Source organism: Desulfovibrio legallii, from assembly GCF_900102485.1.
Lineage (GTDB): Bacteria > Desulfobacterota > Desulfovibrionia > Desulfovibrionales > Desulfovibrionaceae > Desulfovibrio > Desulfovibrio legallii_A.
On the sequence record NZ_FNBX01000006.1, the window covers coordinates 62,903 to 79,942 of the forward strand.

General features: G+C 63.8%; 12 protein-coding genes and 1 tRNA gene. 9 read left to right on the forward strand and 4 right to left on the reverse strand.

Annotation, left to right across the window (positions count from 1 at the left end):
- Positions 1-7: 7 nt before the first annotated feature.
- Positions 8-1,396, forward strand: a complete 1,389-nt coding sequence (locus tag BLS55_RS05205) for an MATE family efflux transporter (protein WP_092153306.1) — start codon at positions 8-10, stop codon at positions 1,394-1,396.
- Between the two features lie 323 nt (positions 1,397-1,719).
- Here the strand turns inward: BLS55_RS05205 and BLS55_RS05210 are convergent.
- Positions 1,720-1,795 (reverse strand) — tRNA-Lys (locus BLS55_RS05210).
- A gap of 111 nt (positions 1,796-1,906) precedes the next feature.
- Positions 1,907-3,208 (reverse strand): serine--tRNA ligase, encoded by a 1,302-nt coding sequence (gene serS, locus BLS55_RS05215; protein WP_092153307.1) that lies wholly within the window; start codon positions 3,206-3,208, stop codon positions 1,907-1,909.
- Between the two features lie 222 nt (positions 3,209-3,430).
- Here serS and BLS55_RS05220 point away from each other — a divergent pair, with 222 nt between their 5' ends.
- The 3 genes from BLS55_RS05220 to BLS55_RS05230 are packed head-to-tail and all read left to right on the forward strand — an operon-like array spanning position 3,431 to position 5,671.
- Positions 3,431-4,018, forward strand: coding sequence for a hypothetical protein (locus BLS55_RS05220; protein WP_092153308.1), 588 nt, complete (start codon positions 3,431-3,433; stop codon positions 4,016-4,018).
- A gap of 58 nt (positions 4,019-4,076) precedes the next feature.
- The gene (locus tag BLS55_RS05225) at positions 4,077-5,330 is read left to right on the forward strand and encodes a tetratricopeptide repeat protein (RefSeq protein ID WP_092153309.1); all 1,254 of its coding nucleotides are present in this window, start codon (positions 4,077-4,079) and stop codon (positions 5,328-5,330) included.
- The gene (locus BLS55_RS05230) at positions 5,327-5,671 is read left to right on the forward strand and encodes a hypothetical protein (protein ID WP_092153310.1); all 345 of its coding nucleotides are present in this window, start codon (positions 5,327-5,329) and stop codon (positions 5,669-5,671) included. The genes BLS55_RS05225 and BLS55_RS05230 overlap by 4 nt, the downstream gene beginning before the upstream one ends.
- A 269-nt stretch (positions 5,672-5,940) precedes the next feature.
- Here BLS55_RS05230 and BLS55_RS05235 read toward each other — a convergent pair whose 3' ends face one another.
- Both BLS55_RS05235 and BLS55_RS05240 read right to left on the reverse strand, forming a co-directional pair.
- A complete protein-coding gene (locus BLS55_RS05235; protein ID WP_092153311.1) occupies positions 5,941-7,554 on the reverse strand; it encodes a (Fe-S)-binding protein in 1,614 nt (537 codons plus the stop codon).
- 10 nt (positions 7,555-7,564) lie between these two features.
- A complete protein-coding gene (locus tag BLS55_RS05240; RefSeq protein ID WP_092153371.1) occupies positions 7,565-8,518 on the reverse strand; it encodes a respiratory nitrate reductase subunit gamma in 954 nt (317 codons plus the stop codon).
- An 812-nt stretch (positions 8,519-9,330) separates the two neighbouring features.
- On the opposite strand from BLS55_RS05240, the gene dapF reads away from it, so the two are divergent.
- From dapF to BLS55_RS05265, 5 genes are all read left to right on the forward strand, one after another.
- Positions 9,331-10,188 (forward strand): diaminopimelate epimerase, encoded by an 858-nt coding sequence (dapF, locus tag BLS55_RS05245; protein ID WP_092153312.1) that lies wholly within the window; start codon positions 9,331-9,333, stop codon positions 10,186-10,188.
- A gap of 63 nt (positions 10,189-10,251) precedes the next feature.
- A complete protein-coding gene (locus BLS55_RS05250) occupies positions 10,252-11,481 on the forward strand; it encodes an LL-diaminopimelate aminotransferase (RefSeq protein ID WP_092153313.1) in 1,230 nt (409 codons plus the stop codon).
- A gap of 429 nt (positions 11,482-11,910) precedes the next feature.
- A complete protein-coding gene (locus BLS55_RS05255) occupies positions 11,911-13,017 on the forward strand; it encodes a class II glutamine amidotransferase domain-containing protein (RefSeq protein ID WP_092153314.1) in 1,107 nt (368 codons plus the stop codon).
- Positions 13,005-14,636: a glutamate synthase-related protein gene (locus BLS55_RS05260; protein ID WP_092153315.1), complete on the forward strand. Its 1,632-nt coding sequence runs from the start codon at positions 13,005-13,007 to the stop codon at positions 14,634-14,636. The genes BLS55_RS05255 and BLS55_RS05260 overlap by 13 nt, the downstream gene beginning before the upstream one ends.
- A gap of 45 nt (positions 14,637-14,681) precedes the next feature.
- Positions 14,682-16,982 carry an FAD-dependent oxidoreductase gene (locus BLS55_RS05265; protein ID WP_092153316.1) on the forward strand — a complete coding sequence of 767 codons (2,301 nt, stop codon included), beginning with the start codon at positions 14,682-14,684 and terminating at the stop codon, positions 16,980-16,982.
- The last annotated feature ends 58 nt before the right edge of the window (positions 16,983-17,040 follow it).

Sequence of the window (17,040 nt, forward strand, 5' to 3'; positions counted from 1 at the left end):
GTGCCTCATGCGTTTTTTTTCCTGGGCGGAAGCTCGCCGTTTTTATGCCATAGGACTGCCCATTCTTGTGGCGCAGATAGCCCAGACGGGCATGACCTTTGTGGATACGGCCCTGGCCGGACAGTACAGCGCCGAGCATATGGCCGCCGTGGCTGTGGCCGGTTCCGTGTGGCAGCCCGTGGCCCTGCTGGGTATCGGTTGTCTGCTGGCCCTTTCCCCTTTGAGCGCCCAGGCCGTGGGCGGCGGGCGGCCGGACAGGGCCGCGCACCTGCTGCGGCAGGGGCTGTGGCTGACCCTGGGCCTGAGCCTTGCGCTCATGAGTTTTTTTTATGTGGTTTCCTGGCGCATGGAGGCCTTTGGCCTTGCGCCGCATCTGGCGGCCATTTCCGGCGGCTTTTTGCGGGCCATGCTCTGGGGGCTGCCCGGATTCTTGCTGTTTGTGAACCAGCGCGGCTTTCTGGAAGGCTTTGCCCGCACCCGGCCGGCCATGATCATCGGCGTGCTGGGGCTGGTGGTCAACGTGCCCTGCAACTATGTGTTTATTTACGGCAAACTGGGTATGCCGGAGCTGGGCGGCGTGGGCTGCGGCGTGGCCTCGGCGGTGAGCTTCTGGTTCATGGCCGTGTGCATGTTCCTGCATTTGAATTTCTCACGGCAATACGCTGGGTTGCGGCCGCTGTTCGCGCCCCTCTGGCGCGGGCCGGAGCGCTTTGACGGAGCGCTGGTGCTGCGGGTGCTGCGCATCGGCCTGCCCGGCGCGCTGGCCCTGTTCTTTGAGGTGGCGCTCTTTGCCGTCAGCGCCATTCTGCTGGCCCCGCTGGGCACGGTCATGGTGGCCGGGCACCAGATAGCCCTTAATTTCGGGGCGGTGGTTTTTATGGTGCCGCTCTCCATCAGCATGACGGCCACCATCCGCGTGGGCGCCTGCCTGGGGGCGGCCCAGGTGGACAGGGCCAGGCTCGCGGCCCGTACCGCCTTGAGCATGAGCGTGGTTTTTGCCTTGGCCATAGCGGTGCTGACCGTGCTGCTGCGGCGGCAGATCGTGGCCATCTATACGGAAGACGCCGCCGTGGCGGCCCTGGCCGCGCATCTTTTGCTCTTCGGGGCCGCCTACCAGGTGGTGGACGGCCTGCAGGCCACGGGCATCGGCATCTTGCGCGGGCACAACGACACGCGGATCATCTCCGTCATCTGCTTTATGGCCTATGCCGTCATCGGGCTGCCCCTGGGCTTCATTTTGGGGCGCACGGATCTGCTGACCCCGGCGCTGGGGGCCACCGGCTTCTGGATTGCCTATATCGTGGCCCTGGGCTTCGGCGCGCTGTGCTACCTTACGCGCCTGCGCTATCTCTACCGCCTGCCCGCCCAGAGCCTGCTGGTCCGCGTGCGGCGTTGAGAAGCGCGAGGCGCTTCCCCCTCCGCAAAAAGGCCCCCTGCCGCAAGGGGGCAGGCGCACAGAGGCCGAGCGGGCTTGCGGAACATCTAGAGCAGATTCGTTTTGAGAATATGCATTCTCAAAGTTTCCGCCACGCTCGTTTCGGCGCTTACCAGCGCAAAGACATTGCGCTTACCACCTCCACAGCGGGCGTCTGTTCACGCAGCCGCCACGGCATTTCAAAGTTGAAATGCCTGTACACCCTGCCGGATTTGAATATGTGCCCAAGCGCATGTGCCAAAAGAAAAGCCCCTGCGGCGGTTACCGTAAGGGCTTGGAATACTTGGTGGGTCGTGCGGGGATCGAACCTGCGACTCTCTGCTTAAAAGGCAGATACTCTACCTACTGAGTTAACGACCCGTGTGAGAAGCGCAATATATCCATGAGCCTTGCAGGTGTCAAGAAGATTTCGCAAAATACGCTCTCCGGCTGCCGCGGCTCGCCGCGTCCGGGCGGAATGCGCTGCGGGCCCTATGTGCGGTTCTGTTTGCCGTTGCCATTGCGGGGTTCGATGCATTCCACGCCGTTCATGTAAGGCGCCAGCGCCTTGGGCAGGCGCACGCTGCCGTCTTTTTGCTGGCCGTTTTCCAGCAGGGCGGCAATGGTGCGGCCCGTGGGCAGGCCGGAGCCGTTGAGCGTGTGCAGATAGGCGGCCTTGCCCCCCTTGGGCTTGAATCGGATGCCCGCCCGGCGGGCCTGAAAATCCGTGCAGTTGGAGCAGGAGGAAATCTCGCGGTAGGTGTTCTGCGCGGGCAGCCAGACCTCCAGGTCATAGGTTTTGGCGGCGCTGAAGCCCATGTCCCCGGTGCAGAGGGTAATGACGCGGTAGGGCAGCTCCAGCATCTCCAGCAGGCGGCAGGCGTGCCCGCGCAGGATTTCGAGCTGGTTAAAGCTGTCTTCCGGATGGGAGAAGCGGACCATCTCCACCTTGGTGAACTGGTGCATGCGGATAATGCCCCGCGTGTCCTTGCCTGCGCTGCCCGCTTCGGAGCGGAAACAGGGTGTGGCCGCGCAGTAGGCGCGGGGCAGGTCGGTTTCGTCCAGCACCTCGCCGGCGTGCAGGTTGGTCAGCGGCACTTCGGCCGTGGGGATGAGGTAGTAGTCGTTTTCCCGCAGTTTGAAGAGGTCTTCCTCAAATTTGGGCAGCTGTCCGGTGCCGGTCATAGTGGCGCGGTTAACCATATAAGGAGGGCAGACCTCTATATAGTCTTCGTGCCTGGTGTGCTGATCCAGAAAAAAGTTGACCAGCGCCCGCTCCAGGCGTGCGGCCCAACCCCGCATGACCACGAACCGGCTGCCTGTAAGCCGCGCGGCGCGTTCAAAATCCAGGCCGTCCAGGGCCACGCCCAGCTCGCCGTGTTCGCGGGGGGGGAAGTCGAAAACGGGGGGCGTGCCCCAGCGGGAGACCTCTACGTTTTCCGTTTCGTCCTTGCCCACGGGCACGGAGGTATCCGGCAGGTTAGGCACGCGCATGAGCCAGGCTTCCACCTCGGCCTTGGCCTGGGCGGTTTCCCCGTCCAGCTCCTTAATGCGGTCCGCCAGAGCGGTGGATTCGGCCAGCAGGGCGGCGGCGTCTTCGCCCTTGCGTTTCAGTTCCGCCACCTTGGTCGAGGCTGCGTTGCGCTGCTGCTTCAGACCTTCCACCTGGGTCAGCAGGTTGCGGCGACGGGCGTCCAGGGCCAGAAATTCCTGAATGTCCAGCCCGGAATGCCGGTCGGCCAAGGCTTTGGCCAGCAGATCCGGCTGGCGTTGCAGCAGTTTGAGATCCAACATACCCGCTCCTCTCACAGGGCTGAAAATATCGATCGGCGGGGGAAGTCTTCCCCTCGCAAAAGGCGCGTTTGCGCTTCGCAAGGCTGTAGCACGGCCCGCCGCCGCCTGCAAGGCGCGTCCCGGCCCGCGAGGTTTCGGCCGCCGAGCCTTGCCAGAAGCTCAGATTCCGTATATAGAGGCTGGAGTAATCTGGAGAATTTCTATACAAACCGCGAGGCCGTCATGAAATCTATCCGCATTGTCCTGTATTGTTCTCTGCTGACCTTGTTGCTTGCGGCCTGCGGGCCCAGCAACACCGTCCGGCTGCTTGCCCCGCCGCCGCTGGACGGAGCTGTTCTGCCTACGCCCAACGCGCCGCGCGTGACCGTGGTCATGTTTGAAGACAAGCGCATGGATCAAACCACCTTGGGGCAGCGGCGCGACAAGAGCGCGTTTGTCACCGGCGACAACGTGCCGCAGTGGATCAGTAAGGCCCTGGCTGACGAACTGGCCCGCAACGGCCTGCAGATCTCCTACTCCGTGAGTGTGGCTGAGGCCCGCAAAGGCAACCCGGACTACCTGGTCACCGGTCAGGTGGACGAAGCCTGGATCAACGAAACCTCCAGTACGGATATGAACACCTCCCTGCGGGTCGGCTATGTGCTGGCCAACCGCCAGGCCCGGATGGTGCGCGAGTCGCTCAACGCTTCCCAGTCGCGCACGGGGCTGCCTTCCGGCAGCGCTGCGGACAACCTCATGCTGGAGACCCTGTGCGATCTGGTTAAGCCCATGGCCCGCAAAATAGTGCAGACCATTGAGACAAAAAAATAATTTTTTGACGGCAGCATGCCGCATTTGGGGCGCGCTCTGCCCTTCGGGGTGGGGGCTTATGGCTGTGCCGCCGGTCATTATGGCCGGCGGCCTGCTGTTTGGCGGCTTTGCACAGGCGGCCGCCGCGCCCGGCACTGAGGCCGCGCCCGCACCGGCGGCGGCAACGGTCGGTCCCGCGGCCATAACGGTGGCCGCAGCCTGCCCCGTCAAACCCAACGACGCCCGTCTTGAGCGGGCCTGCGCGGAGGCTGCAGCCTACCTGGAGGCCTTGCGCGGTGCGTCGGCCCGGCTGCGGCAGCGGCGGGACGTGGCCCTGAGCCTGGACGCGCCGGAAACGCAGGCGGCCTTGGCTGCAGCCTTATATACCCCTGTGTTGCGCCCGGCGGGCGCGGGCCGGGTGGAAGTGACGCTGGCCCCCCGACCGGATGAGGAGGCGCGCCTGGCCGCGTGGTTGCGCCAACCGCAAGCGCTGGACGTGTACCGGCGTCTGTTGCGGGACTATGCGGCTGCGCTCGCCCTGGTGTGCGCGCCGGCCCCGGCCGCCCGCGGCGGAGCGTGGTATCGGGCCAGGGCCGTTTTGCCAACGTCCGCGCCGCCTGGCGCGGACGCTGCGCCCTCGGCGGATGGGGGCCGTGACGCAGAGGGCCTTGCCGGACGACTGGAGGCCGTGAGCGCGGCCTTGGCGGCCTTGCGGCCGGATGCGGCCGTCTGGCTTGCGCGTCCTGAAAGCCTCAACGCGCTGGAGCGTGCGGCGGTGCGGCTGCCCCAGAGCGCCGCTGTCCTGCTCCTGTTGGGCGAAGTGCAATTGCAGCGGGATTTGCCGCAACAGAGCATAGGCGCCTGTACCGCAGCCCTGCGTCTGGCCCCGGAGCTGAACTACGCCCGCTTTGTGCGGGCCCTGGCTCACTGGCGGCTGCAGCAGCTGGCCCTGGCTGAAGACGATTTGAGCGCCGCCCTGGCCTCCTGGCACGGCCGGGCCCCCCAGGGCGCGGAGCGCGCGCGGATGCTGCGGGCGCGCGGGACCGTGCGGCAGCTGCGGCGTCATGCGACGGGCATGTGCGCCGATTTTGCCGCTGCCTGCGCGCTGGGGGATTGTGAGGGCCTGGCTGCCGCGCGAGCGCAAGGCCAGTGCTTGAAGGCTGCGGCGGCGCAGCCGCCGGAAAAGGCCGCGCCTCCGGCAAAACAGGACGCAAAGCCCGCACCGCAGCGCAGCCCTGCGGAGGCCGACGGCGCGGTACTGCCCCAGGAGATTTCCGGCCCGGCCGCCTCCCAGGCGACGCGACCTTCAGGCGGTAAAGGACGACAGCCATGAGGAACGATGTGCCCCTGAAAGTGTACGGCCACCTGTATCCGGTGGACGCGGCCGGGTACGCCGCCCTGGCGGCGGCCTGCGCCGACGCGCTGCCTGCCGCGGATGACGTGCCCGTGCTGGAGCGCGAGGGCGACATGGCCCGCATTTCGTTTGAAGGTGTTTATTTTCCTGTGGACGCAGTGCTGGCCGCCGTGCGCGCCCAGCTTCGGCCTGAGCAGCGCGGCAAGCTGGACGTGCTGGATTTGGAGGCCTGGCGGCTGACGCGCCACACCTTTGACCAGGGCGCGGTGCGGAGCCACAGCGCTTCCCTCAACAGCGTGCTGGATTATTCCGGATTTTGAGCCCGCAGTCAGACCGCCGCGTCAAGCGGACGCGCCTTGGTGCAGCGCTGTGCCCCCCCCCCCCGATATATTCTGACGGCTGCGCAAGCAGGCGTTCGCCACAAAGGCGTAAACGCCGGAGTGAGCATTTGGCCTGCCGTTGAAAGGCAGTGGCAGGAGTGACCCGCTCTGAGCGCTTGGCGCGGGAACAATGTTGACGGCCCATCCCGGTTCTGCCGGGATGGGCCGTCGTTGTCGCGCGGCAAGCGCGCTTGCGGATGCGGTTTTGGTTACGCTTCGGCCTCGGCTTCTTCCTCGGCGCCCTCAAACTTGATATAGCCGGGGTTCACGTTGGTCATGGCGTTGACAATGAGCTCCACCAGACCGCCGTAGGCGAAGTTGTTCTTGGTGTACAGGTCGTTGTGCTCCAGAATTTCGCGAATTTGCCCTTTGCAGTTGGAGCAGGGGGCGCAGATGTACTTTTTGGTTTCCGGCCCCAGGCAGTCCTTGAAGGCTTCGCTGATCTGCCACATCTTTTTGCGGCCAGAGATGTTGCCGCGCCATTGTTCGATATTGTTGCGGGTCATGATGGCAAAGCCGGATCCGCCGCCGCAGCAGTAGTTATCAACGCCGTGGCAAGGCATTTCGCGGAACTTGGGCGCGATTTTGCGCAGGATTTCGCGTTGCGGCTCCACAATGCCCATAAGACGCACGATGTTGCAGGGGTCGTGCAGGGTCACGGGAAAGTCGTTGCGCGCCGGGTCCAGCTTGAGGCGGCCGCTCATGACGATGTCGCGCAGGGTCACATAGCAGCTTTCGCGCGGCACCTGGTATTCATAGGGGATAACGCGGTCGGCGATGACGGTGAGGGCCTTGTGGGCGTGGCCGCATTCGCCGATGACGATCTTCTTCACGCCCAGTTCCTTGGCCGCCATCATGTGCTGCAAGGCGATGCGGGCGGTCTGGGCGTCGTCGTAAAACACGCCGTAGTTCACGCCGTCATAGGCCATGGCGTGGCTGGAGAGCGTCCAGGAGAGGCCCGCCTCCTGAAAGATGAGGGAGAAGGCGGCGATGTTTTCGGGCCAGGCCATGATTTCGCCCGCGTTGTGCAGCAGCATGATGTCCGCACCCTTGACGTCAAAGGGCGTGTGGATGCCCACGCCGGTGATCTCGGTGTAGTCCTCGTCGATGAACTCCACGTTGTCCTTGACCACTTCCGGCGTCATGCCTGTGGAGGAGCCGCACTTCATCTGGTTCATGGTGCCTTTTTCGTGCAGTTCCTTGGGGTAGATGCCGAGCTCCTGGCTGAACAGCTTGCGGATCTCGCGGGCCAGCAGGCCGTTGTCCACGCCGATGGGGCAGACCTGGGCGCAGCGGCGGCAGAGGTTGCAGCGGTAGGCCAGCTCGCCCAGGCGTGCCACGGTTTTCCAGTTGAGGTGCATGTCGCCGTAGCGCCATTTGGCCAGGGGCTCCTTCTTCACATACTGCTTGTAGATGCGGCGGAAAATCTCGGAGCGGAAGTTGGGCCGGTACATCTCGTTTTTGCCGGACATCTCATACAAATGGCAGGCCTCGGAACAGGAGTTGCACTGGGCGCAGTAGTCCATGCTGGTTTCCAGCATGGGCAGGAAGGTCCAGTTGTTTTCCTTGCTGAAGAGCTTGCGCATGCCATTGAGGAATTTGTTGACCAGCTCTTCTTCCTCTTCCTTGTTCTTGGGCTTGGGGATATTCAGCACGCAGACGTCGTCGAGAATACAGGCGGTTTCGGCCTTCTGTTCCTCGGTAAAGGGCTTCCAGGGCATGGTGGCCATGTCCACGGGCAGCTCAGGAATGTCTTTGAGGTCAATGCTGACCATCTGCCCTTCGGCGGTGGAAACGTCGGTCAATTGCAGGTTGTCTTTCATGTGGGACTCCCTAATCTTTCTTTTCAGGGGCTGCGGGCTTGGGGGCCGCGGGGTTGGTGGTGGCCACGTCCACCCAGGATTTGGGCGCGCCGTCGCCGGCAATGTGGCTGGCGGCCCAGCTGACCTTGTACTGCAGGGCTTCGTTGATTTTTCCCTGGTTTTTAGCGCTGTAGGCGGTGGGCTCGTCGCCCCAGCGGATGTCGTGATAGGTGAAATATTTCATGAAAACATGGCCCATGTGGGTCATGGGAATCCAGATAAGCAGGAAGAAGCCCACCAGCAGGTGCAGCACAAAGAGGGCGTTCTGGGGCAGCACGAAATTGGCGGTGAGCAGATTATAGATAAAGCCGCGAGCCAGCTCGAAGTAGGAGGGAGCAGTGGCCCAGGCGGCCAGGCCCAGCGCGCCGAAAAGCACGAAAATCAGGAGGTTGAAGTAGTGTTCCGGCGTGCTGTAGCGGCGCAGGCCGGGGTCGCTGCGGCGGCGTTGCACCAGGGCAAGCCCACCCACGATGATACAGACGGCGCCTATCAGGACCATGGCGTTGATGACGTTGCCCACAAAGATCATGAGCCCGCCCTGGGGGTTCAGCCCGCAGAGCTGGGCGACGGCGGCGCAGAGCACAATGATGGTGCCGCCCATGAGCATGTACATGCCCACATGGAAGGGATACGTGCGCGCCCAGAGCTTGATGTTGTGCTCAAAGGTGGCGTGCAGAAAAAGCACCTCGGTCAGCAGGGCCTTGATATCCCCCAGGTGGGACACATGGCGGGGATGAGTCCACCAGTCCTTTTCTTCCATGAAGCTGCCGCCGTAAGCGTTTTTGGGGCCCTCATGGGGGACGGGATACAGCTCCCAGCGCACGTGCAGGGGGCTGGACGCCAGGTAGGCCCGGATCTTGATATAGGCCATGCAGAAGAAGCCGACTACCGCCAGGTAGCCCAGGACATAAAACACAATGCTCATGAGTTTTCTCCCGTGGGTCGTGATGCCGCTGATCTGGGTTTGCACGCGGGGTGCGGCCTCGGCCTTTTGTCGCTGCAGCCGCGCTTCCCGCACCTTGGGCGCTGCTTCCGCCGTTGCCTTTAATGTAGACCGCTTTTGTCAGGAATTGATCATAATAAGCGGAAAAGTCAAGCGGCGTGCGGAACACTCGTGATAGCTAAAATTATAAAAAATGCAAAGATGTCAGGAGGATTCATTTGCATTTTTTAATCTTGATTAACATAATTTTATTTAAAAAAATCAGATAGATTCGATGTGAAAAATTTTTTTTGCGTATAAAAAAGAAATTTTTTCGATCGTCGGCGAGACCTTCCCGTAGGGGGGGAGGTCGTCCACCGCGCGGCCACGCAAATGGCCGTTTGGTGTGAGCCGACCGCCATGGCCGGAATCTGCGCCTCGACAACCCGCAGATGGTGATTGGGGGTGTGGCGCGCGGCCTGTGGAGCGGCCGGGGCTGCGGCTCTGCTCCCAGGCGGGGGCGCGCTGCATGCGGAGGAGGCTTGCGGCCTGGTGACGCCGCGGGGCAGGCCTTGGTGCTTGCGTGGAGACGCCGCTGCGGCGTTTGCGCCCGTCAGAGGCAGAAGGGGCAGCCGCGTCGCCGCGCCTGACGGTCTGCGCCGTGGGCAAAAGGGCGCAAGTGAACCGCGCCGGGCTTGCCTTTGCGGGCGGGTGTGTTTACTTTTGGCCAGACAAGGCGTAAAGTGTCACATTGCAGAACTGCCGACGAGACGCTGTGTCCTGTGCGTTTTTTTCTGCCCGCAAAGGAGTTTTTTATGACCGCTGCAGTGCATTTTACCAAGATGCAGGGCATTGGCAACGACTATGTCTATATTAACGGGTTCGAGGAGCGGGTGGAAAACCCCGGCGAGCTCGCCCGGCGCGTCAGCGACCGGCACTTCGGCGTGGGTTCGGACGGCCTGGTGCTTATCCTGCCTTCCGGCACGGCGGACGTGCGCATGCGCATGTTCAACGCCGACGGCTCCGAAGCGGAAATGTGCGGCAACGCCATCCGCTGCGTAGGCAAATATGTGCACGACCACGGCATTCTGGCCAAGGACGTCATCCGGGTGGAGACCCGCGCGGGCGAAAAGGTGGTGCGGCTGCTGTTTGAAGGCGGTGAGGTATGCGGGGCTACCGTGGATATGGGTGAGCCGGAGCTCAACCCCGCCCGCATTCCCGTGACGGACGAGCGCCCCGACGGCAGCCAGCGTTTTGTGGCCCGCCCCGTTGAAGTGGCCGGCACAACCTATGCCGTGACGGCCGTATCTATGGGCAATCCCCACGCCGTGGTCTTTCTGGAGGGCATCGACGCCCTGAATCTGCCGGAGCTGGGCCCGCAGTTTGAGCACCATCCGCTCTTTCCCCAGCGCACCAATACCGAGTTTGTGGAGGTGGCTTCTTCCACCGCCATCCGCATGCGGGTCTGGGAGCGCGGCGCGGGCGAAACCCTGGCCTGCGGCACGGGTGCCTGCGCCGCCGCCGTGGCCTGCGTGCTTAACGGCCGCACCAGCCGCCAGGTGGCGGTGCAGCTCAGGGGCGGCGTGCTCAAGGTGCACTGGGATGAGGCCTCCAACCATGTTTATATGACGGGCGGGGCCGAGACCGTTTTTACCGGCACATATTTTCTGTAGTAACAACCCGGCGGCAGGGGCGTCATCGCTGCCGTCATTATGCAGCATAGAAGGATGCAGTCCATGCGCACTACGGTCAACGGCAATTTTCTCAAGCTCCAGAGCAACTATCTGTTTTCGGACATCGCCCGCAAGGTGGCTGTGTTCAAGGACGCCAACCCCGACCGCCGCGTCATCAGCCTGGGCATCGGCGACGTGACCCGGCCGCTGGTTCCCGCCGTCATCGAGGCCCTGCACAAGGCGGTGGACGAAATGGGCGACGCGGCCCATTTTCGCGGCTACGGGCCGGAGCAGGGCTATGCCTTTCTGCGCGAAGTCATCGCCGAATACGATTACAAAGCGCGCGGCGTGGACCTGAGCCCGGACGAAATCTTTGTGAGCGACGGAGCCAAGTCCGACGTGGGCAACTTTCAGGAGCTCTTTGCCGCAGAGAGCGTGGTGGCTGTGACGGATCCGGTCTATCCTGTCTATGTGGATTCTAACGTCATGGCGGGCCGGGCCGGCGTTATGGCGGACAAGCAGTGGGACCGTCTGGTCTACCTGCCCTGCCTCAATGAAAACGACTTCGTGCCGGAATTTCCCAAAACCCGGCCTGACCTTATCTACCTGTGCTACCCTAACAACCCCACAGGCACGGTGCTTTCCCGCGAGGCCCTGCAGGGCTGGGTGGACTACGCCCGGCGCGAAGGCTGCGTTATTCTCTATGATTCGGCCTACGAGGCCTTTATCACGGAAGGGGAGGTGCCCCACAGCATCTATGAGCTGGAGGGCGCGCAGGAAGTGGCCGTGGAATTTCGCAGTTTTTCCAAAACCGCCGGCTTCACGGGCCTGCGCTGCGCCTATACCGTGGTGCCCAAGGCCCTTAAGGTGCGCGACGGCCAGGGCGGCATGACAGCCCTGAACGGGCTGTGGAACCGCCGCCAGTGCACCAAGTACAACGGCTGCCCCTACATTGTGCAGCGCGCCGCGGCCGCCACTTACAGCCCTGAGGGCCGGGCGCAGATCATGGGCGTCATCGGCGGCTACCAGCGCAACGCCGCCCAGCTGCGCGCCGCTGTGACCGGCATGGGGCTTGAGGTCTACGGCGGGGTGAACGCGCCCTACATCTGGGTGCGCGTGCCCCAGGGCGCGACCTCCTGGGGCTTTTTTGATCATCTGCTGGAGAGCGCGGCCCTGGTCTGCACGCCGGGCGCGGGCTTTGGGCTCTCCGGCGAAGGTTATGTGCGGCTTACGGCTTTCGGTTCGCCGGAGGATACGGCCGAGGCCATCCGGCGGCTGGAGTCTCTGCGCTAGCAGGCCTTGCTCCGCGGGGGTGGGGGCGGCCCGCCTGGGCTCCCTCCACCCTTGTGCTGGAAAAAGTGGCCATTTATCGCTTGCCCATCGTATCCGTTTGTAGCAATATTGCCTTCCCCCCTTTGCCGGCGTTAGCCTCCGCCAGGGCTGAATGACGGCGCCATAGTGCGGCGGAACCCCGTTTTTTGCGGAACGAGGAACCGCACACGTCGCATTTACGCGGCTGCTGGTCAGCCGCGTTCGTTGCACACACCCTTCGGTTGCGGTCGCAGGGCGGCTGGCAGCGGCTGTCCGCGCGGGCATCGCGCGGTCCGCGCGCTTGTTTCGTCGTCGGATTTTACGGACGCGCGCTCACATTCGGGTTATAAGCGCCCCGGTCTCCTCCCTGCGGAGGGCTGTGCCGCGGCGCATCTTTCCAGAGGTTACGCTATGTGCAGAATCGGTTCCATCAAAAGCAGAACGCCCGTGCCGCCGGCGCTGGCGCTCAATCTCATGCTGCCGCAGCAGGAAGGGCACGACAACTCCGGCTTTGCCATGGTCATGCAGGACCTGGAAGGCGTATTCGGGCATTACAAGGATAAGCCCCTGCTTTCCCTGGCCTGTACCACCAAGGGCGTGCAGCTTGTGGACGACTACATGGAAAAAAAGGGCTTTGTGCAGGTGGCCCAATGGGTGCCGGAGGTGGACAAACGCCCCGGTCTGCGCATCAAGGCCATGCCGCGCTACGTCTTTCGCAATTATGACTACCCGGAAGGCTACCGGGACGCCGGCCGCGAAGCCCGCGAGGATCTGCTGCTGGACACGCGCCTGGCCTTGCGCGCCCTGCTGGAGAAGGACGACAACGGCTTTGTCTACTCCTTCTGGCCGGACGTGCTGACCCTTAAGGAAATCGGCGACCCGGCGGACATCGCCACCTATTTTCGCCTCTGGGACGATACGGACCGCCTTACCGCGCGCAACATCGTCACCCAGTGCCGCCAGAACACCAACTACGATATCGTGCGCTACGCGGCCCACCCCTTCTTTTTGCAGGGCTACACCCTCTGCGCCAACGGCGAAAACACTTTTTTCACCAAGAACAAAGAGTTTCAGAAGTCCCTGCATCGGGGCTATGTGGGCTTTGAGTCCGATTCGCAGAATTTTCTCTACACCTTGCACTATGTGCTGCATGAGCTGCGCTGGCCCATCAAGTATTACAAGCACGTCATCACGCCGCTGCCCTTTGTGGAGGCGGAGCAGCGCGAAGACAGGCAGGTGCTGGCCCTTATCCGGGAATCCCTGGCCCACCTGGAGATCAACGGACCCAACACCATCATCGGGCTTCTGCCCGACGGCAAAATGATCACCTGCTGCGATTCCAAAAAACTGCGGCCCGTGGTGGTGGGCAGCGACGACAACATGGTGGCCATTACCTCCGAAGTCTGCGGGCTCAACGCCATTCTGCCCAACCGCGACATCGCCGGCGATATCTACCCCAACGAGCGGGAAATGGTGGTCATCGACAACGACCTGGCGGTGCAAAGATGGAAACAGTAAGAACCCAGGACGTGAGCGTTAACGATCTGCGCTGGAAGATCGAATACCGCCCGGAGCTGTGCACCATGTGCGGTTCCTGCGTGGCGGCCTGTACGTTCAACGCCCTTGAAGTGAGCATGATGCGCCGCAGCGTGACCCTTTCGCGCAAGGCTTTTCCCGATCCCAGTCAGGAGCACATGGCCCGGCCCGTCATCGCGCAGCGGCACACCATTGCCGAAGCCTGCGTGGGCTGCGGCATGTGCGAAAAAATCTGTCCCAACCGGGCCATCCGCCCGGTGCGCAACGAGGACAGCCGCTTCCCCCTCCTGGCCCGGCACCACGGGCCCATCAAGCGCGGCGGGCGCACCAATCTGAACCCGCCCCGCACCCTGGACGCCATTGTGGTGGGCCGCATCAGCCAGATGACCGACCCGGCCCTGGATTCGGAGCGCCACACCTTTGACATCCGTTCCCCCCTGGGCCGCGTCATGCTGGCGCAGGAGCTGCCCCTGACCGTGGACGGCGACAACCTGGTGCTCAGCGGGCATACGCCCCCGGTGCACTGGATCTACCCGGCCATCTTCAGCGATATGAGCATCGGCGCGCTCTCCACCCGCGCCTGGGAGGCCCTGGCCCTGGCCACGGCCTACCTCAACGAAAAATGCGGCATGCCCGTGCGCATGTGCTCCGGCGAGGGCGGCATGCCCATCAAGCTGCTGGAATCCGAGCAGCTCAAGTACATGATTTTGCAGATCGCCTCCGGCCACTTCGGGTGGAACCGCATCATCAAGGCCATGCCCCGCATGAAAACGGACCCGGCGGGCGTGCTCATCAAGATCGGTCAGGGGGCCAAGCCCGGCGACGGCGGCCTTCTGCCCGCCGCCAAGGTGGCCCCGCACATCCAGGCCATCCGCGGCGTGCCCAAGGCCACCCTGCACTCGCCGCCAAACCATCAGGGCCTCTATTCCATTGAAGAATCCGTGCAGAAAATGCACCTTTCGCTCAATGCGGCCTTCGGCTTCCGCGTGCCCGTGGCCATCAAGTGCGCCGCTTCGGCCACGTCCGTTTCCGTGTACAACAACCTGCTGCGCGATCCGTACAAAATCTGCGGCGGGTTCTTTATTGACGGCATTCAGGGCGGCACGGGCGCGGCCAACGAGGTTTCCCTGGAGCACACGGGCCATCCCATTGTCTCCAAACTGCGCGATTGCTACCAGGCTGCCGTGGCGCAGGGCCTGCAGGGGCAGATTCCCCTTTGGGCCGGCGGCGGCATCGGCATGACCGGCAACGCCGCGGCAGACGCCTTCAAGATGATCTGCCTGGGGGCCAACGGCGTTATCATGGGCAAGATACTCATCCAGCTTCTGGGCTGCGTGGGCAACGAGCACGGGCGCTGCAACGCCTGCAACACGGGCAAGTGCCCCACAGGCATCTGCACCCAGGATCCCCGGCTGGTCAAACGCCTGGATGTGGACCGCGGCGCGCAGAACGTGGTGGACTACATGTTGGCCTTTGACGACGAGCTGCGCAAGCTGCTGGCCCCGGTGGGCAACAGCTCCCTGCCGGTGGGGCGCTCCGACGCCCTGGTTTCCACGGACAAGGCCGTGGCCGACAAACTGGGCATCCAGTATGCCTGCTGACCCCTTGTCCCGGTTGACAAGAGTAGAAATGCCGAGGAGCGGAACATGCTGCGCGTAAGCACGGTGCACGAACACGAACGCATGTCCACCCAGGACCTGCTGCTGGCCATAGAGGCCGCGGTGGCCGCCGGTGAGACGGATTTTCATATTGAGGCCTCGGGGCAGCACGATATCGGCGGCCCCCTTTGGAACAAAGAAGGCAAAAAGCTGACCTTCACGGTGCGCAATCCCGGCCAGCGCGTGGGCTCCATGTGTCTGGGAAACACGGAAGTGCTGGTGGAAGGCTCGGCCCCGGCCGACGTGGGCTGGCTCAACGCCGGCGGGCGCATTGTGGTGCGCGGCGACGCGGGCGACACGGCCGCTCACTGCGCGGCCGCGGGCGTGGTCTACATCGGCGGCCGCGCGGGCACCCGTACCGGTTCGCTCATGAAGCACGACCCCGTGTACGAGCCCCCGGAGCTGTGGGTGCTCAAAAATGTGGGCAGCTTCTCCTTCGAGTTTATGGGCGGCGGCAAGGCCGTGGTCTGCGGCTGGGACTGTGCGGATTTTCCTTCTGTCCTGGGCGAGCGGCCCTGCGTGGGCATGGTGGGCGGCGTGGTCTATGTACGCGGCCCCGTGGGCGCGCTGCCCGCGGACGTGCGCGCTGCAGCGCTGGAAGAGGCCGACCAGGCCTGGCTGGCCACGGGGATGGAGGATTTTCTGGCGGCTGTGGGCCGGCCGGAACTGCGCGACGCGCTGACCTGCTGGGAAGATTGGCAAAAAATCGTCCCGCTCTCCTTTGACGTGCGCAGCCACTTGGCGGACAAGCCCGGTCTGGACGACTTCCGCGCCCAGGAATGGATCAAGGACGGCATCTTCAGCGACGTGGCCCCGGACGACTTCCGGGTCAACGGGCTGGTGGCCCACGGGGACTACCGCCTGCGCGTGCCTTTGTGGGAGAACGCCCGCTACGCGGCCCCTTGCGAGTTCAACTGCCCGGCCTCCATCCCCACCCAGCGGCGGCTCAACCTGCTGCGCGAGGGCAAGGTGGACGAGGCCTACCGCCTGGTGCTCGATTACACCCCCTTCCCCGGCTCGGTCTGCGGCAGCGTCTGCCCCAACCCCTGCATGCAGGACTGCACGCGCGGCCTGCTGGACAGCCCGGTGCAGATCGGTAAGCTTGGTTCCTGCTCCGCCGATATCCAGGTGCCCAAGCCCGAAGAACGCACGGGCAGGCATGTGGGCGTCATCGGCGGCGGGGTGGGCGGCCTGACCGCCGCCTGGCAGCTGGCCCGCATGGGCCACGACGTGACCGTGTATGAGGCGGACAGCGTCATGGGCGGCAAGCTGGAGCAGGTTATCCCCCGCGCTCGCCTGAACCACGACCTGCTGCGCAAGGAGCTTAAGCGCATTGAGGACATGGGCGTGCGCTTTGTGACCAACTGCAAGGTGGACGCCGCCAAATTCGCGGAGCTGCGCCAAAGCCACGATGCCCTTGTTGTAGCCACGGGCGGGCATATGCCGCGCATTTTCGACTGGCCCGGCAAGGAAAAAATCGTGCCCGGCATCGACTTCCTCAAGGCCGTGAACAAGGGTGAAAATCCCGCCGTGCCGGACGAGGTCATCGTCATCGGCTGCGGCAATGCGGGCATGGACGCGGCCGCCGGGGCCTACGCCATGGGCGCCAGGCACGTCACCTGCATCGATGTGCAGAAGCCCGCCGCCTTTGCGCACGAGATCAAGCACATTGAAGACCTGGGCGGCAAGCTCATCTGGCCTGTGCAGACCAAGGAAATCACCGACGAGGGCATCATCGTTCAGGATGGGCGGCTCATTCCCGGCCAGATGGTCATCATCACCATCGGCGAAGCGCCGGACCTCTCCTTCCTGCCCGAAGGGGTGGAAAAGTTCCGCCAGTGGTTGAAGCCCAAAGCCGACCAGAGCGTCATGGACGGCGTGTTTGCCGTGGGCGACGTCATCAAGCCGGGCCTTCTGGTGCACGCCATCGGCTCCGGACGCAACGCGGCCTTTGCCGCCGACGCCTGGCTTAAGGGCGCGACCTGGACGCCGGAGAAAAAACCGCTGGTGCCCACCACGCGCCTGCATACGGCCTATTTTGCCAAATGCCATGATAGTGACCTGCCCCGCCCGCAGGAGGAGTACGCCCGCTGCGTCAGCTGCGGCACCTGCCGCGACTGCAAAATGTGCCTCAAATCCTGCCCGGAAAAGGCCATTGACCGCAAGGAGACTGAGGGCGGCGGCTTTGAGTACGTTTCGGATCCGGAACGCTGCATCGGCTGCGGCATCTGCGCCGGCATCTGCCCCTGCGGCATCTGGACCATGTATCCCAACTGGGATATGTCTTAAAGCGGCAGCATCGCGGGCGATGGCCGTGTCTGCCCCCGCGACGCCGGCCCAGGGTGCA